Raw genomic sequence first — 19501 nt, 5'->3', positions numbered from 1 at the left:
CCGAATAGAATCTTACGTGAGCGCCTGATTTTCTGTCATGCAGGCGTCATGGTTCTGTCATCTGCTAAACGTAACGTGTTGTCTTCTCAATAACCGAAGAGTTAAAAGACAATGCATCTGGTTAAAAAAATCATCGCCGTCAGCGTTCTCCTTTCCGCCTCCGTACAGGCGCAAAACATTCTGGAATTCCCGCAGCCAGAAAATAATCCCGAAGAATTCTATGCCGTTACCGAGATCCCGGCGGGCGGCATTATCAAATACGAAACTGACGCCAAAACCGGTTTTATTATTGCCGATCGTTTCCAGTCGATGCCGGTGGCCTATCCGGCTAACTATGGCTCGCTGACCCAGTCTCTGGCGGGGGATGGCGATCCGCTCGACGTTATTTTCTATACGCGTGCGCCTTTGGCGCCGGGGACGCTCATTAAACTGCGCGCGATTGGCGTGCTGAAAATGGTCGATGGCGGTGAGAAAGACGACAAAATCGTCGCCGTTCCGGCAAGCAAAATCGACCCAACGTACGACGACATTAAAGAGCTCAGCGACCTGCCGAAAATCGAAGTGCAGCGCCTGGAAGCTTTTTTCCGCGTCTATAAAGACTTGCCAGAAGGGCGCAAGAAAGTGGAGCTGAGCGGTTTTAATGATGCCGCTACCGCGAAGCAGGAAATTAAGCAGGCATGGGATGCCTGGAAAGAGAAAAAACCGCAATAAAAAATGGCCCGGCGTTTAACCCCCGGGCGCAGATTTACATCTGGGCTTCCAGAATTTTAATCTCCTTTCGCCACTGTTCCTGAAGCTGAGGTTTTTGATGCTTCGGCTTACGCGCCAAATCCTCCGCCAGCAACGATTCGAGCGTCACCAGCCGTTCAAGCAGATCGTCGCATTCCGGCAGGCGATCCTCTTCAACAGATCGCGACGTGGCGATCGGTTTCAGGCCGCTGCTTTCGCGCAGCCGTTCAAAGACCGCGTCGGCATCGTGCCATTCGCTCAGTTTTCCATCCTCGACCAGCCAGAATCGATTACAGCTTTGACGGATTAACTGCCGGTCATGACTCACCAGCAGCACGCCGCCCTCAAACTGTTGCAGCGTGTCGGCCAGCGCCTCTTTACCTTCCATATCCAGGTGGTTGGTCGGCTCGTCAAGCATCAGCAGGCTGTAGTGGGCAAGCGTGAGTCCGACAAACAGCAGACGTGAACGTTCGCCACCGCTGAGCGTTGAGACTTTTTGCTCGTGTCGCGCCCACGGAAAACCTGCGCTAATCAGCGCCATTTTGCGGACCTGCGGATCGGGCGCGAACGGTTCAAGTGCGTCCAGCAGCAGCGCGTCATCCGGCAGCTGATGCAGCGTCTGGTCGTAATACCCCAGCGTGACACGCGGGTGGATTTTCAGCTCATCCGTGTCTTGCCCGGCGGTAAATTGTCGCCAGATAAGCTTCATCAGCGAAGATTTACCGCAGCCATTGCGCCCCATAATCGCGATGCGATCGCCGCTTTTTAGCCGGGCAATGTCAACGTTAAACAGAGGCGTTAACCCAGGCGCAGGTGGAACGGCAAGATGTTGCATCTCCAGCAAGCGATCCGCGCGCAGCGCATCACCTCTGAGCGTGAGCGTCCACGGGCTGCCCACGGTGAGATCGGTCTGACTCTCCTTTAAGCGCTCGACCTGTTTTTCCATCTGTTTGGCTTTGCGGGCCAGATCTTCGTTGTCGTAGACCTTGCCCCAGGTCGCCAGCCGTTTTGCGCTCGCCGCAACACGATCAATCTCCTTTTGCTCCGCTTTATGCCGCAGGGCGTCGCTTTCGTCTCGTTCCGCCAGCGCCTGACGTGCCGCAGTGCAGGGCAGCGCGAAGGCGTGCAGCGTTTTATCGCGCAAAATCCAGCTTCCGTTGGTGACGGCATCAAGCAATTGCCTGTCGTGGGAAACCAGCACGAAGCTACCGGACCAGTTCTGCAAAAACTGCTCCAGCCACAGCATGGTGGGGAGATCAAGGTGATTGCTCGGTTCATCCAATAACAGCAGATCGGGATCGCTAATTAGCGCGCGAGCCAGCAGCAGACGCGTATGTTGTCCGCCGCTTAACGTCGCGGAGTGCAGCGCCATATCGGGCGCAGTGAAACCCATTGTCGCCAGCAGCGTTTCTGCCTTCCAGCGCAGGCTATCGCGCTCAATCGCCGGGAGTTGCGCCAGCACGGCATCGATCATCGTCAGGGAATAAATTGCCTCCGGCAGATGCTGCTCGACGCGCGACATCAGGCAGTGTCCGGCGAGTGCGACTGTGCCGACAGCCGGAGAATCAGTGCCGTCGAGAATTTTCAGCAGGGTACTTTTGCCGCAGCCGTTATCACCCAGCAAACCAATGCGGTCGCCTTTTTTCAGGGTAAAGGAGAGCGAGTCGAAGAGCGTCGTGAACGCGGTATCAACACGTAAAGATTGTGCAGTTAGTAATGTGCTCATTGTTGCTTACTCAAGTGTTACAGGCATGAAAATGCCTCGTCAAACGTCGCTGACGATAACTCAGTAAGCCCGAGAGAAGGGATTCAGTAGAGGGTGTCTTCGCTCAAGCAGAAGTTATCGCAACATGAAGTCGATAACGCTTGAGCTAGTGCGATCACCTAAAGTATGTGAAAAATTGAAAATTTCACAGTACAGCATAATTGGCCTCCTTATATATTCATCAAGTTAATGGATAAAAGGAGTGTAACGGGGTCGGCGGGATTTTGCTAGTCGGGCAAGAAGACGTTGCGAATCAGTGCCTGACCCTCTCCTGCGTAGAGAGGACCAGTTGGGCATCGGGTTTAAATCGAGGTACGACGATAGCTGCGGTATTCCGGCATCCAGAAGTTTTCGTCGATCGCTTGCTGCAACGCATCGGCAGAGGTCTTCACCGCCACGCCCTGCTGCTGCGCCATTTTGCCGACGGCAAAGGCAATGGCTCGCGACACGATGTGAATATCTTTGAGTTCCGGCAGAACCAGTCCTTCACCATTTTTCACCAGCGGTGAGTGCTGCGCCAGCGTTTCGCTTGCCGACATCAGCATCTCATCGGTGATGCGCGACGCGCCGGAGGCAATCACCCCCAGGCCAATACCCGGGAAGATGTAGGAGTTGTTGCACTGAGCGATGGGGTAGAGTTTGTCTTTCCAGATGACCGGGTCAAACGGGCTGCCGGTGGCGACCAGCGCGTTGCCTTCGGTCCAGGCGATAATGTCCTGCGGCGTGGCTTCGACACGCGACGTCGGGTTAGACAGCGGCATCACGATCGGACGCGCGCAGTGCTTGTGCATTTCGCGAATGATTTCTTCGGTGAATAATCCGGTCTGGCCGGACACGCCAATCAGGATATCGGGCTTGACGTTACGCACGACGTCCAGAAGGGAGAGCACCTCATTATCGGTGTCCCAGTTTTTCAGGTTTTCGCGCTTTTGCACCAGTTTGGTCTGGAACGGCAACAGGTTCGGCATGGCATCCGTCAGCAGGCCAAAACGGTCAACCATAAAGACGCGTGAACGCGCCAGCTCTTCGCTTAACCCCTCGCGCTGAGTCTGGGCGATGATCTGCTCTGCAATACCACATCCCGCAGAACCCGCACCGAGGAAGACAATTTTTTGATAGCTCAGCTGGCTGCCCGCCGCGCGGCTGGCGGCGATCAGCGTCCCGGCGGTAACCGCCGCGGTACCCTGAATATCGTCGTTGAACGAGCAAATTTCATCGCGATAGCGGTTGAGCAGCGGCATCGCGTTTTTCTGCGCAAAATCTTCGAACTGCAACAGAACATCCGGCCAGCGATGTTTAACCGCCTGGATGAAATCATCGACGAACTGGTAATACTCGTCGTCCGTTACGCGCGGGTGACGCCAGCCCATATACAGCGGGTCGGTCAGCAGTTGCTGGTTGTTCGTACCGACATCCAGTACGACCGGTAGCGTGTACGCCGGGCTGATGCCACCACAGGCGGTATACAGAGAGAGTTTACCGATTGGAATACCCATCCCGCCGATACCCTGATCGCCGAGACCCAAAATACGTTCGCCATCCGTCACTACGATCACTTTGATGTTGTGGTTTGGCACGTTTTGCAGAATGTCATCCATGTTATGGCGATTCTCGTAAGAGATAAACACGCCGCGCGAGCGACGATAAATCTCGGAGAAACGCTCGCACGCCGCACCGACGGTGGGGGTGTAGATCACCGGCATCATCTCTTCGAGATGATTTTGCACCAGCCGATAGAAGAGGGTTTCATTAGTATCCTGAATGTTTCGCAGGTAAATGTGCTTATCGATTTCGGTTTTGAAACCCTGATACTGGATCCAGGCGCGCTCGGCCTGCTCTTCGATGGTTTCGACCACTTCCGGCAATAAGCCCAGCAGGTTGAAGCTGCTGCGCTCTTCGGCGCTAAACGCGCTCCCTTTGTTCAGCAGGGGAAACTCCAGCAGAACCGGTCCCGCATAGGGAATATAAAGGGAACGATGTTTTTTTGCTTTATTGTCCATGTCACTCACTCGATTTTTTAAATATCCGTCCCTGGCACTGTAGGTTGTCATCTTTCTGGCTTGCTGGGAGGGCTGCGGTCGGATAGTAGTATAAAGGAGCTGAATGTTAATTACTCGTTGCGCACATACAAAAACACCATCGGTTTTGCCGATGGTGTTATCAGTCTGACGGGAATTTTATTTATCTGCGTGACGTTTTCTGCCGGACGCATGGGTGACTACCGTTTCGTTGCTGCCCTCGATCACCACTTTACGTTTGTTGGAGAGCTTGTAGTTCAGTCCCAGAATATGACGTGCCTGACGGTTCGATTTCATGTGTACTCCTCAATTCTGTTGCGAGTTTTGAAGGATACGCTTGCTTGCGCAAACGAAATGTCACCCTTTGGGTTATGACAAGGTTGCGTGCTGACCACTCACGACGTAGTTAATGGTCTGCTGATAAATATCACTGAGGATGTCATTGTCCGCGGCTTCGACCCAACGGGTCAGTTCCATTAAAATGTCATCTTCAGTGACCGCGCCGTGTTCGGCGCGCAGGGCTTGTTCAATGGCGTGAACGAGGTCCGGTTGTGCGGATTGCGTATTTGCTGAGTAATGAGTAAACATGCTGCCTGCCTCCATGTCGTTATCTGTTTAATGCTTCGGCTCGCACTTCGTAATTCACATTCAGAATGGCAAATATTTTTACCGCTGTGGTTCAGATTCATCCTGGAAATAAAAATATCATAATCAACACCTTTTTAACGTGTATTACGGTTTCCAGCGACGTAACGGGATATATTTTTCGTAGGGCATCGGAGAGGGCCAGGAAATTAATTCTATCACGCAGCCCCAGGGCGTTTTTCCGTAGCAAAACGCATTGCCTTCACCGCGCTCATCGGGAAACGTCAGCGGTTTGGGTTCGGTAAACATTTCTCCGCCTGCCGCCGTAAATCGGGCGATAGCCTGCGCAAAATCATCAACATACACGGCAAAGTGCTGAAGGCCGAAATCACTCGGACGCGCGGCTGGCTGCTGTTCCGGACCGTGCATTTCGAACAGTTCAATACCGGGGCCGTTGGGCAGCGCCAGCATACGAATAGCGCGGATTCGCGTGCCGGGAAATAAGCGCAGCGTTTTCTCTTGTGATGCGTTATCGATATTATCGTCCCCGGGCTCTACGGAGCGATAAAGAACCTGAGCACCCAACGCTATTTCAAAAAATAGCGTGGCCTGCTCAATATCCGGAACCGTAATACCGATATGATCAATTCCTCTGACGGTAGATGGCATATTTTTCTCCTGCTATAAAAAAGTCACTATAGCAGGAGAATATTATCGTGTTACCACTTCATTTCGCCGGTATTCACCTTCGCGCTCAGTTCCAGTGAGCTGTCTTCTGCAAGCGTTGGCCACTGTTTTTTCATGGTGGCAATCACGGCTGCAGAATCCTTATGCGCCGTTAACGCTTGCTCAAATTGCTGCAGATAAGTGTGGGTAAAATGGATGGCTTCTGACCCCGCAGGCGGCGTTCCGAGGTAATGACCCGGGATCACACGCGTTGGTTTACGCGCGGCCATTTCGGTAAGCGTATCTTGCCACTGCTGGCGGCTCGCTTTGCTTTGAGTATCCGCCGTCCAGACGTGAATGCCCCAGGACACGCCGGTGCCGCCGAGAATCGCTTTAGCAGAAGGGATCCACACATAGGCGGCGTAGCTGTCCGGCTGTTCGATATCAATCTTCTCGCCGTCAACCATAAACGTCGTGGACGCGATCACCTGCGGAACAATGAGCTCAGACGGCGCGCCGTCTTTCATTTGCGGTCCCCAGAAGGCCAGCTTGGCATCTTTGGTTTCCTTGATGTGATCGACCACTTTTTGCGTGGCGACCACTTTTGCATTCGGGAATGCTTTCACCAGCGGCTGCAGGCCGAAGTAGAAATCGGGATCGCCTGACGTGATCACGATTTTGCTGAGCGTTTTGCCGCTGCGACGAATTTTCTCGACCAGCGCTTCACCATCTTTCACGCTGAATTGGGCGTCAAACAGCACCGCTTCTTTTGGCCCGGATACCAGCGTAGAGGAGACAGCAAAAATACCTTTCTCCTGCGGATTGTACGTGTCCAGCGTCAACGGCGCGGCAAACACGGCAGGTGTAAACAGGGTGCAGAGCAGGGCAAGGCGGTTCAGTTTCATGATGTTGTCTCAATAGGGTCAGAAGTCTCTATTGTACGGATATCTTCATTTGCCAGAATTCCTGAAACAAGACATGCTTAGTTTCATAAATCGAGCAGATGGAGTCATTAAAATGGATCGCGTAATCGCCGCCCAGGTCTATAACCGAATTTGTGAGCTCGGGAGTCTGAGTGCCGCTGCGCGCGCACTGGGTATTTCGCGGCCTATGGTGAGCCGTTATCTGGAGCAGATGGAAAAGTGGGCGGGCACGCGGCTCGTTCACCGCTCGACGCGCAAGCTGACGCTTACACCTGCCGGTGAAAAGGTATTGCTGAAAGTGCGCAATATCATTCAACTGGCGCAGGACATCGAAGATCAATCGGCTAAGGATGTCCCCGCCGGTACGCTACGCGTGGCCTGCGCGCATTTTACGGCGATGCAAATCGTCGCACCGATGCTGCCGGATTTCCTCTCTCGCTATCCGCAGCTGCGCGTGGAGATGGATGTTAATAACCATCCGGTAAGTCTGGTGGGCGAACGCATTGATGTGGCGATCCGCATTACTGATAATCCGGAGCCAGGCATGATTGCACGTCGTCTTGGAGAGTGCCGGTCCGTGCTTTGCGCTTCTCCAGACTATCTTGCGCAGAAGGGGCATCCACAGTCGATTGACGACCTGGCGGAGCATAACTGTCTTCATTACAGTTTTTTTGCCGGGCAATCCTGGAGCCTTGTTAGCGCTGAAGGGGACGTGATGACTGCCGCCGTCAGCGGAAATTTGAGCGCCAGTATCTCGTCATTGCTGATGGAAGCGGCGATCAACCATTGCGGTATCGCTATGCTGCCCGAACTGGAGGCGCAAGCGGCGCTGAAGAGCGGGGCGCTTGTGCCGGTGTTACCGGCGTTTACGCCAAAACCGATTGCGATTTATGGTATCTATCTGTCGCGGGATTATCAGCCCGCCGCGTTACGCGCTTTTCTCGATGCGCTGTCCGATTGTCTGCTGCAAATATGCGCTCCGGCCTAAGACTCGTCTGGCTTCCTCTCGGAACGGAATCAATGTCCTATACTTAACCCTTTGTAAGCCAAAAGGAGAGCATCAATGACGATTCATAAGCACGGTTCAGCACACTGGTCTGGCGACATTAAGCGCGGCAAAGGTACGGTTTCAACGGAAAGCGGCGTTTTGAATCAGCAGCCCTACGGCTTTAATACCCGTTTTGAGGGTGAAAAAGGGACGAACCCGGAAGAGTTGATTGGCGCGGCACACGCGGCCTGTTTCTCGATGGCGCTTTCGCTGATGCTCGGTGAATCAGGGTATACCGCAGATTCCATCGATACCACAGCGGATGTTTCCCTCGACAAAACCGACAGCGGATTTGCCATCAGCAAAATTGCGTTGCAAAGCAAAGTGACGGTTCCAGGCATTGATCCGAAACAGTTTGACGGCATTATCCAGAAAGCCAAGGCGGGATGCCCGGTTTCTCAGGTACTGAAAGCGGAAATCACGCTGGATTACAAACTGAACTAAGCACCATGCAAGAAGCCGGGCGACAGCCCGGCTCATTTCTGCCGCGTTAATTCAGAGGCGCTAACCGCGCAGTGCCGAAGGGAATATCTCGGCAAGCCAGTCGATAAAAACCCGTAGCCGATGCGTCATGTGCCGGTTCTGCGGATAAACGACATGAAAAGGGTAGCTCGCGGGCCGCCATGCCTGCAGGATCTCAACCAACGTACCGTCTTTCAGCGCCTCTTTTGCCGCATAGCAAAAGGTCTGAATAATCCCCATCCCGGCCACGGCCGCCGCCAAATGCGCATTGCTTTCGTTCACACCAATATGATGCTGCATTTTCAATTCCCGCATTTCACCCTCAATGATAAAGCGAAAGGGGAATGCTCTGCCCGTTAGTGGCGATAAATAACTCACCAGCTTGTGCCCGTTTCGTAATTCATCCGGATAGGCAGGCACACCCGCGGCCTTCAGATATCCCGGTGTCGCGCAGGTTACCATCGTCGCATCACCGATATGACGCGCAATCAGCGATGAGTCATCGAGTGGACCACCACGGATCACACAATCCACGTTACCGCTAATCAGATCCACCGGCCGATCGGACACGCCTAAATCGATTTTGATTTCCGGATAGCGCTGTAAAAAATCCGGTAACGCCGGGATCAGCACTTCGCGCGCGGTAGACCCGCCGATATCAATGCGCAGATAGCCTTTCGGCCTGCGCTGGGACGCGCTAAACGCGGTGTCGATCTCCTCGATATCAATGAGCACTCGCGAGGCTTTTTCGTAATAGTCCTGTCCCTCAGGAGTGGCAACGACGCGGCGGGTGGTGCGATGTAGAAGACGCACGCCCAGATGGGCTTCGAGAGATTTCACCAGCTTGCTTAACGTGGCATTTGGCAGGTTCAGCGAGTCCGCAGCCCGCGTAAAATTGCCGGTTTCCACCACCCGCGTAAACGCGCGCATAGCCATTAATTGATCCACGATGTCTTTCTCCGTGAGAGCTGATTATTCACCTGTGGAAAGAGTATTTTCTATTTTTGCCAATTTTTCATTAATTCTTCTCCGACTACAGTGTGTTCACCGGCTGACTGACAGCCCATTCGAAACAGCGTCGAGGAGATTAAAATGAATCAACCACTTTCAGATAAAATTGCACTGGTCACGGGCGGAAGCACGGGCATCGGTCTTGCCACCGCCCAGGAACTGGCGGCACAAGGGGCCAAAGTCTACCTCACCGGACGTCGCCAGCAGGAGCTGGACGAGGCTGTCGCGCGAGTTGGCGCGTCGGCAACGGGTATTCGGGCTGATGCCTCTCGTCTTGACGACCTGGATAAGGTCTACGCGCAGATCGCAGCGGAGTCGGGGCGTCTGGATATTCTGTTTGCAAATGCCGGGGGCGGAGACATGCTGCCGCTGGGAGCCATCACCGAAGAGCATTTTGACAGGATATTCGGGACTAACGTTCGCGGCGTACTGTTCACCGTCCAGAAGGCGTTACCGCTTCTGAGCGTCGGGTCGTCCATCATCCTGACCGCGTCTACCGTTTCGGTAAAAGGTACGGCCAATTTTAGCGTGTATAGCGCCAGTAAGGCCGCAGTAAGAAACTTTGCGCGCTCATGGGCGCTGGATTTGCAGGGGCGTGGCATTCGGGTGAATGTGGTGAGTCCGGGTCCGGTTAAAACACCTGGATTGGGCGGATTGGTTCCTGAGGCGCAGCGTCAGGGTCTTTATGATGCCCTGGCGGCGCAGGTTCCGCTGGGTCGGATTGGTGAGCCGGCGGAAGTCGGTAAAGCCGTTGCGTTTCTGGCCTCCGACGCCGCCAGCTTTATCAATGCCGTTGAACTGTTTGTCGACGGCGGTATGGCCCAGATTTAAGGCTGATACAACGCCGTCAAATCTCCCCCCAGACGGCGGTTTTTCAAGGGACGGCTGGCGTCCCGCAGCGTTAACGTCGCATCGTCACAGTGCGATAACGTACAATACGGCTCCAGCCATTCCAGATGGGTATTATCTTCTCGCAAAACATAGCTCGCCAGCCGCGCCAGCGCACCGTGATTTTCCTGTGTGACATCCACCTGATTCGCCTTTGCAAAGCTTGCGATCATCACCAGTGGTTGAAGGGCGTAATTGTGATACGCCACCGCACGCGCACCGCGTTTTTGTTCGTTGGGCAACTGTCCGTTCTCATCAACCTGATGAGCCGCAATGCGGTACTCTTTGAGCGACCAGTCAAACAGATCCTGACGATTCAGCGCCACTGATGCGGCCATTACCGACCACGCTGCCCAGTAGCTGTGATTATTGGTTTTTTCCAGCGGCAGTCCGTCCCAGTCTTTCACCACCCGATCGGCCAGTTGCGACAGCCAGCGTTCGGGTGCTGTGTTTTTTTGCGGGATATCCAGCTCCAGCCAGCTCGTGGCAAGCGTTGCCAGCGCCCATTTGCGCATCGAACGCCCGGTATGATTGGCGGTGGTAGACATCAGCGCATTCGCGTCAGCCCAGCGGCGGTACCCGTCCAGAATGCAGCTGAGGGTTTTCGGGTCGCCACCGCGTTTATAGCGCCAGACCATTTCCGAGATGCCCCGCTCGAAATCGGTAATGGATTTGGTCTGCTGGCGAAAGGCCTTTTCTGCTTCAGGATTTAACGTTGCACGGGCGCTGTCCGACCCTTCGTATTTACTGCGGAAATCCAGATTATCGGTATACGGCGCGGGCAGAGGGACGCATTTCCCTTTTGCCGTCTGCGGGAGTGACCGGGTAAAACCGGGCGGCGGCACTAGCTGAGCCGCGCAAGCTGAACCGGAAATAAAGAGTAGAACGATAAGTAGGCGCATCAGGTGACTTTACGTCAGCAGTGTATCGCTCGTCTATCCGCTATTCTGTTAACATTTACGTTGTATCCCAAAGACTTTGCGTCGCAGGACAGCCAGCGCACCTGCAACGCGAAAGATGAGGGGAGAGACAAAATTAACGAAAGGGCATCCAATGACTCACCTGCCGCAGTGGATACGAACGCGTTTGTGGGCTGTACTTATAAATGGCGCAAAGGCGTTGGGCATTGTGGTCATTGTGCTTTTAGCCTTCAGGATCTATAAGTCGCAAACCGGTCCTGCACTGCAGCCGTGGCATACATGGACGGCGGATGAGATGTCGGCACGCGAGGTTGATCGGGCCACCTTTACTGATTATCTGGCGCGTGAAACGGCGATTTTCCATGATTTGCAGACCGACGTGACTGACACGTTACAGGGTAACGAAAAGACGCCGCTCAATCGTTACTATCGTAATAGCCCGGTATGGTCGGGCCGTTTTCCTGATGAGGGCAATCGCTCGTTTGTATTAATGCCGGGTGCAAAGCCGAAAGGCGTGGTGGTGTTGCTGCACGGTCTGACGGACTCGCCTTACAGCGTGAAAAGCCTTGCCAGTGACTATCAACAGCAGGGTTTTATCGCGATCGCGCCGCGTCTGCCAGGTCACGGCACCGCGCCGGGTGCACTCACCGACGTGGACTGGCAAGACTGGATGGCGGTCACTCGTCTGGCCGTGCGTGAAGCAACCCGTCTGGCAGGCAAGGATGTGCCTTTGCATCTGGTGGGATATTCCAACGGCGGTGCGCTGGCGATGAAATACGCCCTCGATGCGCTCGACGATCCGCAGCTGCGCCAACCGCAGCAGCTGATTCTGCTGTCGCCGATGATCCGCGTGAATGCGTTTGCCCGTTTCGCCGGCCTGGCAGGATTACCGGCGTTGTTACCGCCGTTCGCCAAAGCGGCCTGGCTTAGCGTACTGCCGGAATATAATCCTTTTAAATACAATTCGTTTCCGGTTAACGCGGCGCGTCAGTCCTGGCTGTTGACGCAGGCATTACAGAAACAGCTCAGTAATGATGCGAAAAGTGGAAAGCTTGCAGCCCTAGCGCCGGTTCTGGCTTTCCAGTCTGTTATGGATTCAACCGTCAGTACCCGCGGCGTAGTGGATTCTCTGTTTAACCTGTTACCGGCAAACGGTAGCGCGCTGGTTCTTTTCGATATAAACCAGGCCGCAACGCTGCGGCCGCTGTTCCGGCCGGGTGCGTATGTGGCCGCGGAATCGTTGTTACCCCTCGCGCCGCGCCGCTTCACGACCACGGTGGTGACTAACGCCTCGGCCCAGAGTTTAGCGATTGTCGCCAGAACGACGCGGGCGGGTGAACGGGATGAAAACGTCCAGCCGCTGGCGATGTCTTATCCGCGCGATCTCTATTCGCTTTCGCATGTCGCGATTCCGTTCCCGCCTGACGACGATCTCTACGGCAGTCAGCCCACCGATCCGCAGCGTTACGGGATCAATCTGGGCAACGTCTCCCTGCGCGGAGAAACCTCGACGCTGGTCGTCGGAATGGACTCGCTGATGCGTGTTACCTCGAACCCGTTTTATAACTATATGGTGGAGCGGATTAATCAGCTCTCTGGCTGTGCCGAATCCTGTCAATCAGCAGCCAGTAAAGCAGCGCCAGCGCGCTAATCGTCGCGCCAAGAAGACACACGCCCGTCCAGCCGAACAGGCTCCAGACGCGGGTGGCGAGCAGGGCACCGAGGGCGCTGCCGACAGAGTAGAAGAACATATAGGCGGCCACCAGTCTGCTGGTGGCGTGCGGTCTTGTTGCAAAAATCATGCTCTGGCTGGTGACGTGAACCGCCTGTACCGCAAAATCCAGCAGAATGATGCCTGCCGTCAGCGCGAACAGCGATGATCCGCCCCATGCCATCACAAGCCAGGAGAGCAACAGCAACATCAGCGCGAACCCGGTGACGCGTTGTCCGTGGCCACGATCGGCCAGCGTTCCGGCTTGTCTTGCCGCCAGTGCCCCAGCAATGCCAGCCAGACCGAACAGGCCAATTTGTGCAGTGGTCAGACTAAACGGCGCATGGCTGAGCGGGAAAACCAGGGATGTCCATAGCACGCTAAAATTCATAAATATCAACAATGCCAGAATGCCGCGAGACCGCAGCGCAGGGATTTCTCGCCACAGAGAAAACACCGACAGCATCAGTTGCCTGTACGAGGGTGAAATCTCTCTTTTAGGTTCATTCGGCGCAGTACGGATGAACAGCAACGCCATCAGGAACATCGCACCGGCCGAAACCATAATCGCGACTCTCCAGCCCGCCCACTGCGCCAGAAAGCCCGAGACCAGTCGCGCGAGCAGAATGCCAATCACTACACCGCTGGTGACAATGCCTGTAACCTGGCCGCGCTTTTCCGGGGCCGACAGACTGGCTGCGAACGCCACGATGATTTGCACGACCACCGCCATCGCGCCCACCAGACAGAGCATGCCGCTTAACCAGTAAAGAGAAGGCGCCACGGAAGCGGCGAGTAACAACCCGCTACTTGCCAGTAGCATGAGCGTGACCAGCCGTTTGCGGTTAATCAGGTCGCCAAGGGGAACCAGCAGCATCAGCCCCAGCGCGTAACCCGATTGTGTCGCGGTGATGATCATGCCCATTCGGGATTCATTCTCGCCGAGCGAGAGGGCGATTTGGTCCAGCAGCGGCTGTGTCATGTAAACGTTCGCCACTGCAAAGGCGCAGAGTGTCGCAAAGAGTAAAATCAGGCGAGACGATAGCGGTGCTGTCGCATCAGGGTAAGCCGTACAGGTCATTTGCATTATCCTTAAAACTGGTTTTAAATAAAAACCAGTCGATCATTATCCATTCTGGTTTTTATTTGCAACTAGATTTTATGAGTATTTGCTATGACGCATGACAAAACGTTTGTCACCACAACCTGTCCGGTGGCGCGCACTGTCGATTTACTGGGCGATCGCTGGATGCTGATGATTATTCGCGATGCTTTCGATGGCATGAGCCGGTTTAGTGATTTCCAAAAAAGCACCGGCGTTGCGAAAAATGTTCTGGCGGCGCGCTTAAAAATCCTGCTTGAGGCGGGCATATTCTCGCAGGCTCCGGCAAATGAAGGCGGGGCATATAAGGCCTATCACCTGACTGAGAAGGGTAAATCGTTGCTTCCCCTGATTGTCACCCTGCGCCAGTGGGGGGAAGAACATCTGTTCCAGGAAGGCGAATCGGTATCGCGCCTGGTGGACGCGTCGCATCAACCTCTCGCCAAACTGCGCGTCACGGATCGTAATGGCAACGTACTGACGCCCGACCAGATTCACCGCGTCAGCGGGATATCCTCTGGCGAGGATAAATCGTAAATATCCCCTTGCGGGTATAATTTGCTTTTATCCCCGCAAGGGGATATTTTTGTTTTACCCGCGATCGGGGATAAAAAGGGGGCGTGAATGAAAATTACCACATCAACCATGCTGGCCAATGCCATGCGAGATCAGCGCAAAGCGCTGGAACTGACTCAAGCAGAAGCCGCCGAACGCGTGGGGATGAAGCAAACCACGGTATCAGGCTTTGAACAAAATCCGGATACCAGCAAGCTGGAAACGCTATTTCGTCTGCTTTCAGCACTGGATTTAGAACTGCACGTTGTGCCCCGGGGCCAGGCGTCAGAAAAGGACAGCGGCTGGACGCAGGAGTGGTAAATGAAAACCAGTAAGCTGACCGTTGCGATGAACGGTACGGTTGTCGGCACGCTGTATCGTAATGGAAAAGGGGCAATGTCCTGGCAATATGCGCAGACATGGCTCGACACGCCGGGCGCGCGCGTGATTTCACAGTCGCTACCGTTAACGCCGCGTCGTCAGGAAGGCGAGGTGGTGTATAACTTCTTTAGTAATTTGCTGCCTGACTCGCAGGCGATTATCTCGCGTATGCAAACGCGCTTTAAAATCCCCACGGATCATCCCTTCGATTTGCTGGCAAGCGTTGGCCGCGACTGTGTTGGGGCAATCCAGCTCTACCCGGAAAACAGTGAAATACCCCCTGTGACGCACATGCAGGCCACGCCGCTTTCCGATAACGAGATTGCGGCACTGCTGGAAGGGTATCGTAATGCGCCATTGGGGATGAATGACGACCAGGATTTCAGGATTTCCATTGCAGGTGCGCAGGAAAAAACGGCACTGCTCTGGCATCAGAACCGCTGGCAACGCCCCAACGGCAGCACGCCCACCAGCCATATTTTCAAACTGCCCATCGGTAAAATTGAGCAGAACAATATCGATCTGAGTGAAAGCTGCGAGAACGAATGGCTGTGTCTGCGCCTTGCCCGTGAATTCGGTTTTTCGGTCGCCGAGGCAACGTTAGCAACCTATGCCGACAAAAAAGTGCTGATTGTTGAGCGTTTTGATCGTAAATGGTCACGAGACGGAAAGTGGCTGATGCGACTCCCGCAAGAAGATATGTGTCAGGCTCTCGGGTATTCACCGGCGCTGAAATATGAATCTCACGGCGGCCCCGGCATCGCCGAAATCATGACCTTGCTGTTGGGATCGCGCCGCTCAAACCAGGATCGCGAAACGTTTTTCCGCACTCAGATATTTTACTGGCTGACAGGCGCGATCGATGGCCACGCAAAAAATTACAGTGTGTTTATCGAACCCGATTCGGCGTACGTTATGACGCCGCTATACGATATTTTGTCAGCCTATCCGGTCTTCGGGCCAAAAGGAATTTCCGCACAAAAAGCGAAAATGGCCATGGCGTTGCAGGGCAAAAACCGGCAATACCACTGGGCTCAGATTCAACCACGCCATTTCCCGGCTACGGCTGAACGCGTTGGTTTTTCAGCTATACGCGCAAAAAAGATGATGATCGAAATGGGAAATGCGACAAATGAGATTATCGAGCGGGTACGTCAGTCGTTACCGATTGATTTCCCGACACATATCAGCGAAGCGATTTTTAACGGGATGGCGAAGCAAGCTGAAAGGCTAATACGTTTAGAATAAGATACTGTATACATTTTCGTAACTTATATAACCACGGGAAATCTGAAAAAGTCACATTCCGGTAATATTATTAGTCCTGGACTATAAATTATGATAAACAATCGCTTAAAAGCGCAATTATCAAAACGGGACATATTACTGTGCTGACTACACTCATTTATCGGAGCCAGTTAAATTCATCCTGTGAACCATTCTCGCTGACGTCACTTGTCGAGGAGGCAAAGCTCCGCAATGCGGGACTGAATATCACCGGCATGTTGCTGTTTAACGGCGTGGACTTTCTGCAGCTCCTCGAAGGAACTGAAGAGAGTGTCGTTAAACTGTTTCATAAAATTCGTGGAGATAAACGGCATCAGTGCGTCGTTGAGCTTCTGCGCGATTATGGGCCAAGAAGACGGTTTGATAACGTCGGCATGGTGTTATTCGATCTCCAGGACGAAAGTCAGCAATCTGTACTGGCGTCGGTGTTGCGCTTTAGCAAACTCGACAGTTATCTGACTTCAGACGATCGGGTGTTTAAATTCATTCGGACCTTTATTACTCAAGGTAAAAAATCGGGAAGCAGAAAAGTTTATTGCCCCAATAACTGGAAGCTTGAACGCGAACACGCGCCCTTTGGTGACGGCATTGATGGTCTGATAAGCAGCCAAATTTGCCAGTTTGCCTTCCAGCCGATTGTCGATCCTTCTGAAGGTAAAATCACATCGCTCGAAGCCCTGATCCGTGGCAACGATGGCGGTAGTCCTGAGCATTTTTTTAACGCCCTGGACCCGGACAGAATTTACGAAATCGACCTGCAAACGAAAGCCTATGCCTTTGCGCTGGCAGAGAAAATCGGTATAGGCGATCATAAAATCGCCATTAATTTACTGCCGATGTCGCTGGTCAATGTACCCGGTGCGGTAGAATTTTTAGTTGAAAGCATCGCAAAATACCAGCTTTTGCCAGAACAGGTTGTGGTCGAAGTTACTGAAAATGAGATGATTTCTGGATTCAACCAGTTCAATAGTGCTATCAAACAGCTCCGTGCTGCGGGAATAGGCCTGGCGATTGATGACTTTGGTTCGGGTTATGCTGGATTATCGCTTCTGACTAAATTCCAACCGGACAAGATTAAAATCGATCGCGAGATTATCACAAATATCCATCGCAGCGGTCCAAAGCAGGCAATTGTGAAATCCATTATCAGCTGTTGTACCGATCTGGAAATTACGCTGGTGGCGGAAGGGATTGAACAAATTGACGAGTGGTGTTGGCTGGAATCTGCCGGAATAAAACGCTTCCAGGGATTTTTATTCGCCCGACCGCAATTAAATGGTGTTGGCGATATTTACTGGCCGCAATTAATCGACGCACATTAATTCTGTTGCCATGCCTATCCCACACATTACCCGGAATTAAAAATGAAACGTTGTCTTTATCTCGCTGCACTGTTTTTACCTACATTGTCCTTCGCTGCCGGGGAGATCCCTGCGGTCGTGAAGCATTTTGGCGAACAGCAGGATATTAAAAATATTAAAGAAATAGATGCGCCCGGTGGTATCAAAAGCTGGATAGGTCAATATCAGGATATGGGCGTCACGCTGTTTCTCACACCAGACGGTAAACATGTGATCTCCGGTTATCTCTATGATGAAAAAGGGAAAAACATTAGCGAGGAATATTTTCAGAAAGAGATTTATATTCCGCTGGGGCAACAGATGTGGGAGAGACTGAATAAGACGCAGCCGTTGAAAGAGGGCGCAGATACTGCCTCGAAAAAGGTGTTTGTCTTTGCCGATCCATTTTGTCCTTACTGTAAGAAATTTTGGTTGGAAGCACAGCCGTGGGTGAAAGCAGGTAAGGTACAATTAAATACGCTGCTGGTGGCTTTTTTGAATCCTAAGAGTGGTCCCCACGCGACGGCAATATTGAATGCTGCCGACCCCGTTGCCGCCTGGAAAGAATACGAATTATCGGGGGGCAAAACACTGCCGAAATATGAGGGCGGCACGTCGAGAGAGACGTTTAATCAGCTTCAGCAACATCAGACGTTGATGGATGATTTGGGCGCCAGTGCGACGCCAGCTATATATTATATGAATGATAAAAACGAGCTTCAGCAGGTGGTTGGCATGCCCGATCAGAAACAGCTTCTGGATATGTTCGGACCAAAACCGGAATAGCCGTTTTATTCTTCACGAGCCCCAGCGCGTTCTCAGGTAATTCACCGCGTCCTGCGCCTGGGGCTGGTTCAGATAATCCTCTCTGAACAAAATCGTTCCATCAATGTGCGGTACTGATTCATTCAAATCGAGCTGTTTTTTCAGCTCAGGCACGCCGCCATTGACGGTCCAGTCTGGCTCATTCTTTGACGATTCACCCACTTTATAAAGTGCGACACCAATATACAGGCGCGTGTTGGTCGGTTTTACAACGTCAGCCCACCATTTTGCCAACACATCGTAGCGGGCCGCTTTGCGAGAAAAGGGCCAGTAAATCTGAGGGGCGATATAATCCAGCAATCCTTTTTGTACCCAGAGACGGGTATCAGCAAAGGCTTCATCGTAGGCCGCCGCTCCGGACGTCTCCGATCCTAACGGATCATGTGAACGATTCCGCCAGACGCCAGCAGGGCTAACACCAAATTCAACGTTAGGGTTTAACTGCTTAATTGTGCGCGAAACCTGTTCGATAAGCTGTTGGGTGTTGTTCCGTCGCCAGTCCGCTTTTGTACTGAATCCGCTGCCATATTTCTGGTAGGTGAGGCTGTCGTTAAGCGTTGAGCCCGGGGTCTCAGCGTAGAAATAGTCATCAAACTGCACGCCGTCTACGGGATAACGCGAGACGACTTCGGCCACAATACTGGTGATCCAGTCTCTGGCTTCTGGAATGCCAGGGTCGAGAACGAAACGATCGCTTGCCGTACGAATCCAGTCGCGATGAAGGACATACACGCTGGCTGGATTGAGTGAAATAGAGCGATTCAGTTCTGCAACCGTTCCGGGTTTGGTATTAACCGTTACGCGATAAGGATTAAACCAGGCGTGAACTTTCATGCCGCGCTTGTGCGCTTCGTCCAACATAAATTGCAGCGGATCGTAGCCGGGGTCTTGCCCCATTTTTCCGGTCAATGTGTCTGACCACGGCAATATTTGCGATGGCCACAACGCAGACCCGTCCGGTTTAATCTGGAAAAACACAGTGTTAATTCCCAGGCTCTGCAATTTATCGAGCTTATCGGTCAGCGCTTTTTTTTGCACAAGGTTGCGGGTGGTCGGATTGCTGATATTGACGGATGACACGGGCGGCCAGTCGAGACGAGAAACGGTTGCAAGCCAAACGCCGCGCATAGGTCCTGAATCTTTGGATGACTTCACCGTCAGCGGATGTTTTGCCACCGGCGGAAGAGGCGTCACTAAAGAGACGGGCGGTTTGGACGAACAGCTGGCAAGCAACAGCGCAACGGCGATGAGCGCGCCGGCACGTTTCACGTTTTTCGGCATTTTC

General features: G+C 53.3%; 20 protein-coding genes. 10 read left to right on the top strand and 10 right to left on the bottom strand.

Features of this window, described 5'->3' with window-relative positions:
• Nucleotides 1-111: 111 nt before the first annotated feature.
• The gene (locus I6L74_RS18935; protein WP_059178950.1) at nt 112-711 is read left to right on the top strand and encodes an inorganic diphosphatase; all 600 of its coding nucleotides are present in this window, start codon (nt 112-114) and stop codon (nt 709-711) included.
• A gap of 34 nt (nt 712-745) precedes the next feature.
• On the opposite strand, the gene I6L74_RS18930 is transcribed toward I6L74_RS18935, so the two are convergent.
• From I6L74_RS18930 to I6L74_RS18905, 6 genes are all read right to left on the bottom strand, one after another.
• The gene (locus I6L74_RS18930) at nt 746-2455 is read right to left on the bottom strand and encodes an ABC-F family ATP-binding cassette domain-containing protein (protein WP_059178949.1); all 1710 of its coding nucleotides are present in this window, start codon (nt 2453-2455) and stop codon (nt 746-748) included.
• A gap of 341 nt (nt 2456-2796) precedes the next feature.
• Entirely contained in the window at nt 2797-4494 is a 1698-nt protein-coding gene (locus I6L74_RS18925) for an NAD-dependent malic enzyme (RefSeq protein WP_059178948.1), read from the bottom strand.
• Nucleotides 4495-4671: 177 nt separating this feature from the next.
• Nucleotides 4672-4809, bottom strand: a complete 138-nt coding sequence (gene sra / locus I6L74_RS18920) for a stationary-phase-induced ribosome-associated protein (protein WP_059178947.1) — start codon at nt 4807-4809, stop codon at nt 4672-4674.
• 72 nt (nt 4810-4881) lie between these two features.
• On the bottom strand, nt 4882-5100 hold the full coding sequence (gene bdm / locus I6L74_RS18915; RefSeq protein WP_059178946.1) for a biofilm-dependent modulation protein: 219 nt from the start codon (nt 5098-5100) through the stop codon (nt 4882-4884).
• A 144-nt stretch (nt 5101-5244) separates the two neighbouring features.
• Nucleotides 5245-5766 (bottom strand): VOC family protein, encoded by a 522-nt coding sequence (locus tag I6L74_RS18910; protein WP_059178945.1) that lies wholly within the window; start codon nt 5764-5766, stop codon nt 5245-5247.
• Between the two features lie 50 nt (nt 5767-5816).
• The gene (locus tag I6L74_RS18905) at nt 5817-6668 is read right to left on the bottom strand and encodes a Vmh family MBL fold metallo-hydrolase (protein ID WP_059178944.1); all 852 of its coding nucleotides are present in this window, start codon (nt 6666-6668) and stop codon (nt 5817-5819) included.
• A 112-nt stretch (nt 6669-6780) separates the two neighbouring features.
• On the opposite strand from I6L74_RS18905, the gene I6L74_RS18900 reads away from it, so the two are divergent.
• Both I6L74_RS18900 and I6L74_RS18895 read left to right on the top strand, forming a co-directional pair.
• Nucleotides 6781-7674 carry a LysR family transcriptional regulator gene (locus tag I6L74_RS18900; RefSeq protein ID WP_059178943.1) on the top strand — a complete coding sequence of 298 codons (894 nt, stop codon included), beginning with the start codon at nt 6781-6783 and terminating at the stop codon, nt 7672-7674.
• Nucleotides 7675-7749: 75 nt separating this feature from the next.
• Nucleotides 7750-8178: an OsmC family protein gene (locus I6L74_RS18895; RefSeq protein ID WP_059178942.1), complete on the top strand. Its 429-nt coding sequence runs from the start codon at nt 7750-7752 to the stop codon at nt 8176-8178.
• 60 nt (nt 8179-8238) lie between these two features.
• On the opposite strand, the gene I6L74_RS18890 is transcribed toward I6L74_RS18895, so the two are convergent.
• Nucleotides 8239-9144, bottom strand: a complete 906-nt coding sequence (locus tag I6L74_RS18890) for a LysR family transcriptional regulator (RefSeq protein ID WP_059178941.1) — start codon at nt 9142-9144, stop codon at nt 8239-8241.
• 144 nt (nt 9145-9288) lie between these two features.
• Between I6L74_RS18890 and I6L74_RS18885 the strand changes: the two genes are divergently transcribed.
• Complete coding sequence (locus I6L74_RS18885; protein WP_059178940.1) at nt 9289-10038, top strand: SDR family NAD(P)-dependent oxidoreductase; 750 nt, start codon at nt 9289-9291, stop codon at nt 10036-10038.
• Here I6L74_RS18885 and I6L74_RS18880 read toward each other — a convergent pair.
• On the bottom strand, nt 10035-10997 hold the full coding sequence (locus tag I6L74_RS18880) for a mannuronate-specific alginate lyase (RefSeq protein WP_059178939.1): 963 nt from the start codon (nt 10995-10997) through the stop codon (nt 10035-10037). The genes I6L74_RS18885 and I6L74_RS18880 overlap by 4 nt on opposite strands.
• A 151-nt stretch (nt 10998-11148) precedes the next feature.
• Here I6L74_RS18880 and I6L74_RS18875 point away from each other — a divergent pair, with 151 nt between their 5' ends.
• Nucleotides 11149-12666: an alpha/beta hydrolase gene (locus I6L74_RS18875; RefSeq protein WP_059178938.1), complete on the top strand. Its 1518-nt coding sequence runs from the start codon at nt 11149-11151 to the stop codon at nt 12664-12666.
• Here I6L74_RS18875 and I6L74_RS18870 read toward each other — a convergent pair.
• The gene (locus tag I6L74_RS18870) at nt 12599-13807 is read right to left on the bottom strand and encodes an MFS transporter (protein ID WP_059178937.1); all 1209 of its coding nucleotides are present in this window, start codon (nt 13805-13807) and stop codon (nt 12599-12601) included. The genes I6L74_RS18875 and I6L74_RS18870 overlap by 68 nt on opposite strands.
• Before the next feature lie 93 nt (nt 13808-13900).
• Here I6L74_RS18870 and I6L74_RS18865 point away from each other — a divergent pair, with 93 nt between their 5' ends.
• The 5 genes from I6L74_RS18865 (at nt 13901) to dsbG (ending at nt 18177) form a co-directional block, all read left to right on the top strand.
• On the top strand, nt 13901-14365 hold the full coding sequence (locus tag I6L74_RS18865; RefSeq protein ID WP_059178936.1) for a winged helix-turn-helix transcriptional regulator: 465 nt from the start codon (nt 13901-13903) through the stop codon (nt 14363-14365).
• 87 nt (nt 14366-14452) lie between these two features.
• A complete protein-coding gene (locus I6L74_RS18860) occupies nt 14453-14704 on the top strand; it encodes a helix-turn-helix domain-containing protein (protein WP_012017425.1) in 252 nt (83 codons plus the stop codon).
• The gene (locus tag I6L74_RS18855; protein ID WP_059178935.1) at nt 14705-16012 is read left to right on the top strand and encodes a type II toxin-antitoxin system HipA family toxin; all 1308 of its coding nucleotides are present in this window, start codon (nt 14705-14707) and stop codon (nt 16010-16012) included. It abuts the gene before it with no gap.
• Nucleotides 16013-16152: 140 nt separating this feature from the next.
• Entirely contained in the window at nt 16153-17373 is a 1221-nt protein-coding gene (locus I6L74_RS18850) for a diguanylate phosphodiesterase (RefSeq protein ID WP_059178934.1), read from the top strand.
• A 42-nt stretch (nt 17374-17415) separates the two neighbouring features.
• Nucleotides 17416-18177, top strand: coding sequence for a thiol:disulfide interchange protein DsbG (dsbG, locus tag I6L74_RS18845; RefSeq protein ID WP_059178933.1), 762 nt, complete (start codon nt 17416-17418; stop codon nt 18175-18177).
• Between the two features lie 12 nt (nt 18178-18189).
• Here the strand turns inward: dsbG and I6L74_RS18840 are convergent, their stop codons facing one another.
• Nucleotides 18190-19497, bottom strand: a complete 1308-nt coding sequence (locus I6L74_RS18840; RefSeq protein ID WP_174521007.1) for a glycoside hydrolase family 10-like protein — start codon at nt 19495-19497, stop codon at nt 18190-18192.
• Nucleotides 19498-19501 lie beyond the last annotated feature (4 nt).

The sequence above is a fragment of the Lelliottia amnigena genome (assembly GCF_019047465.1).
Classification (GTDB): Bacteria; Pseudomonadota; Gammaproteobacteria; order Enterobacterales; family Enterobacteriaceae; genus Enterobacter; species Enterobacter amnigenus.
Note: the sequence above shows the minus strand (reverse complement) of the source record. Positions and strands in the feature narration are given on the sequence as shown.

Excerpts from the sequence above, each read along its gene's own strand:
- I6L74_RS18935 (WP_059178950.1), top strand. The coding sequence starts at position 112 with ATGCATCTGGTTAAAAAAATCATCGCCGTCAGCGTTCTCCTTTCCGCC.
- I6L74_RS18860 (WP_012017425.1), top strand. The coding sequence starts at position 14,453 with ATGAAAATTACCACATCAACCATGCTGGCCAATGCCATGCGAGATCAG.
- I6L74_RS18855 (WP_059178935.1), top strand. The coding sequence starts at position 14,705 with ATGAAAACCAGTAAGCTGACCGTTGCGATGAACGGTACGGTTGTCGGC.
- I6L74_RS18865 (WP_059178936.1), top strand. The coding sequence starts at position 13,901 with ATGACGCATGACAAAACGTTTGTCACCACAACCTGTCCGGTGGCGCGC.
- I6L74_RS18875 (WP_059178938.1), top strand. The coding sequence starts at position 11,149 with ATGACTCACCTGCCGCAGTGGATACGAACGCGTTTGTGGGCTGTACTT.
- I6L74_RS18930 (WP_059178949.1), bottom strand. The coding sequence starts at position 2,455 with ATGAGCACATTACTAACTGCACAATCTTTACGTGTTGATACCGCGTTC.
- I6L74_RS18925 (WP_059178948.1), bottom strand. The coding sequence starts at position 4,494 with ATGGACAATAAAGCAAAAAAACATCGTTCCCTTTATATTCCCTATGCG.
- I6L74_RS18870 (WP_059178937.1), bottom strand. The coding sequence starts at position 13,807 with ATGACCTGTACGGCTTACCCTGATGCGACAGCACCGCTATCGTCTCGC.
- I6L74_RS18895 (WP_059178942.1), top strand. The coding sequence starts at position 7,750 with ATGACGATTCATAAGCACGGTTCAGCACACTGGTCTGGCGACATTAAG.
- I6L74_RS18905 (WP_059178944.1), bottom strand. The coding sequence starts at position 6,668 with ATGAAACTGAACCGCCTTGCCCTGCTCTGCACCCTGTTTACACCTGCC.
- bdm (WP_059178946.1), bottom strand. The coding sequence starts at position 5,100 with ATGTTTACTCATTACTCAGCAAATACGCAATCCGCACAACCGGACCTC.
- I6L74_RS18900 (WP_059178943.1), top strand. The coding sequence starts at position 6,781 with ATGGATCGCGTAATCGCCGCCCAGGTCTATAACCGAATTTGTGAGCTC.
- sra (WP_059178947.1), bottom strand. The coding sequence starts at position 4,809 with ATGAAATCGAACCGTCAGGCACGTCATATTCTGGGACTGAACTACAAG.
- I6L74_RS18880 (WP_059178939.1), bottom strand. The coding sequence starts at position 10,997 with ATGCGCCTACTTATCGTTCTACTCTTTATTTCCGGTTCAGCTTGCGCG.
- dsbG (WP_059178933.1), top strand. The coding sequence starts at position 17,416 with ATGAAACGTTGTCTTTATCTCGCTGCACTGTTTTTACCTACATTGTCC.
- I6L74_RS18885 (WP_059178940.1), top strand. The coding sequence starts at position 9,289 with ATGAATCAACCACTTTCAGATAAAATTGCACTGGTCACGGGCGGAAGC.
- I6L74_RS18910 (WP_059178945.1), bottom strand. The coding sequence starts at position 5,766 with ATGCCATCTACCGTCAGAGGAATTGATCATATCGGTATTACGGTTCCG.
- I6L74_RS18840 (WP_174521007.1), bottom strand. The coding sequence starts at position 19,497 with ATGCCGAAAAACGTGAAACGTGCCGGCGCGCTCATCGCCGTTGCGCTG.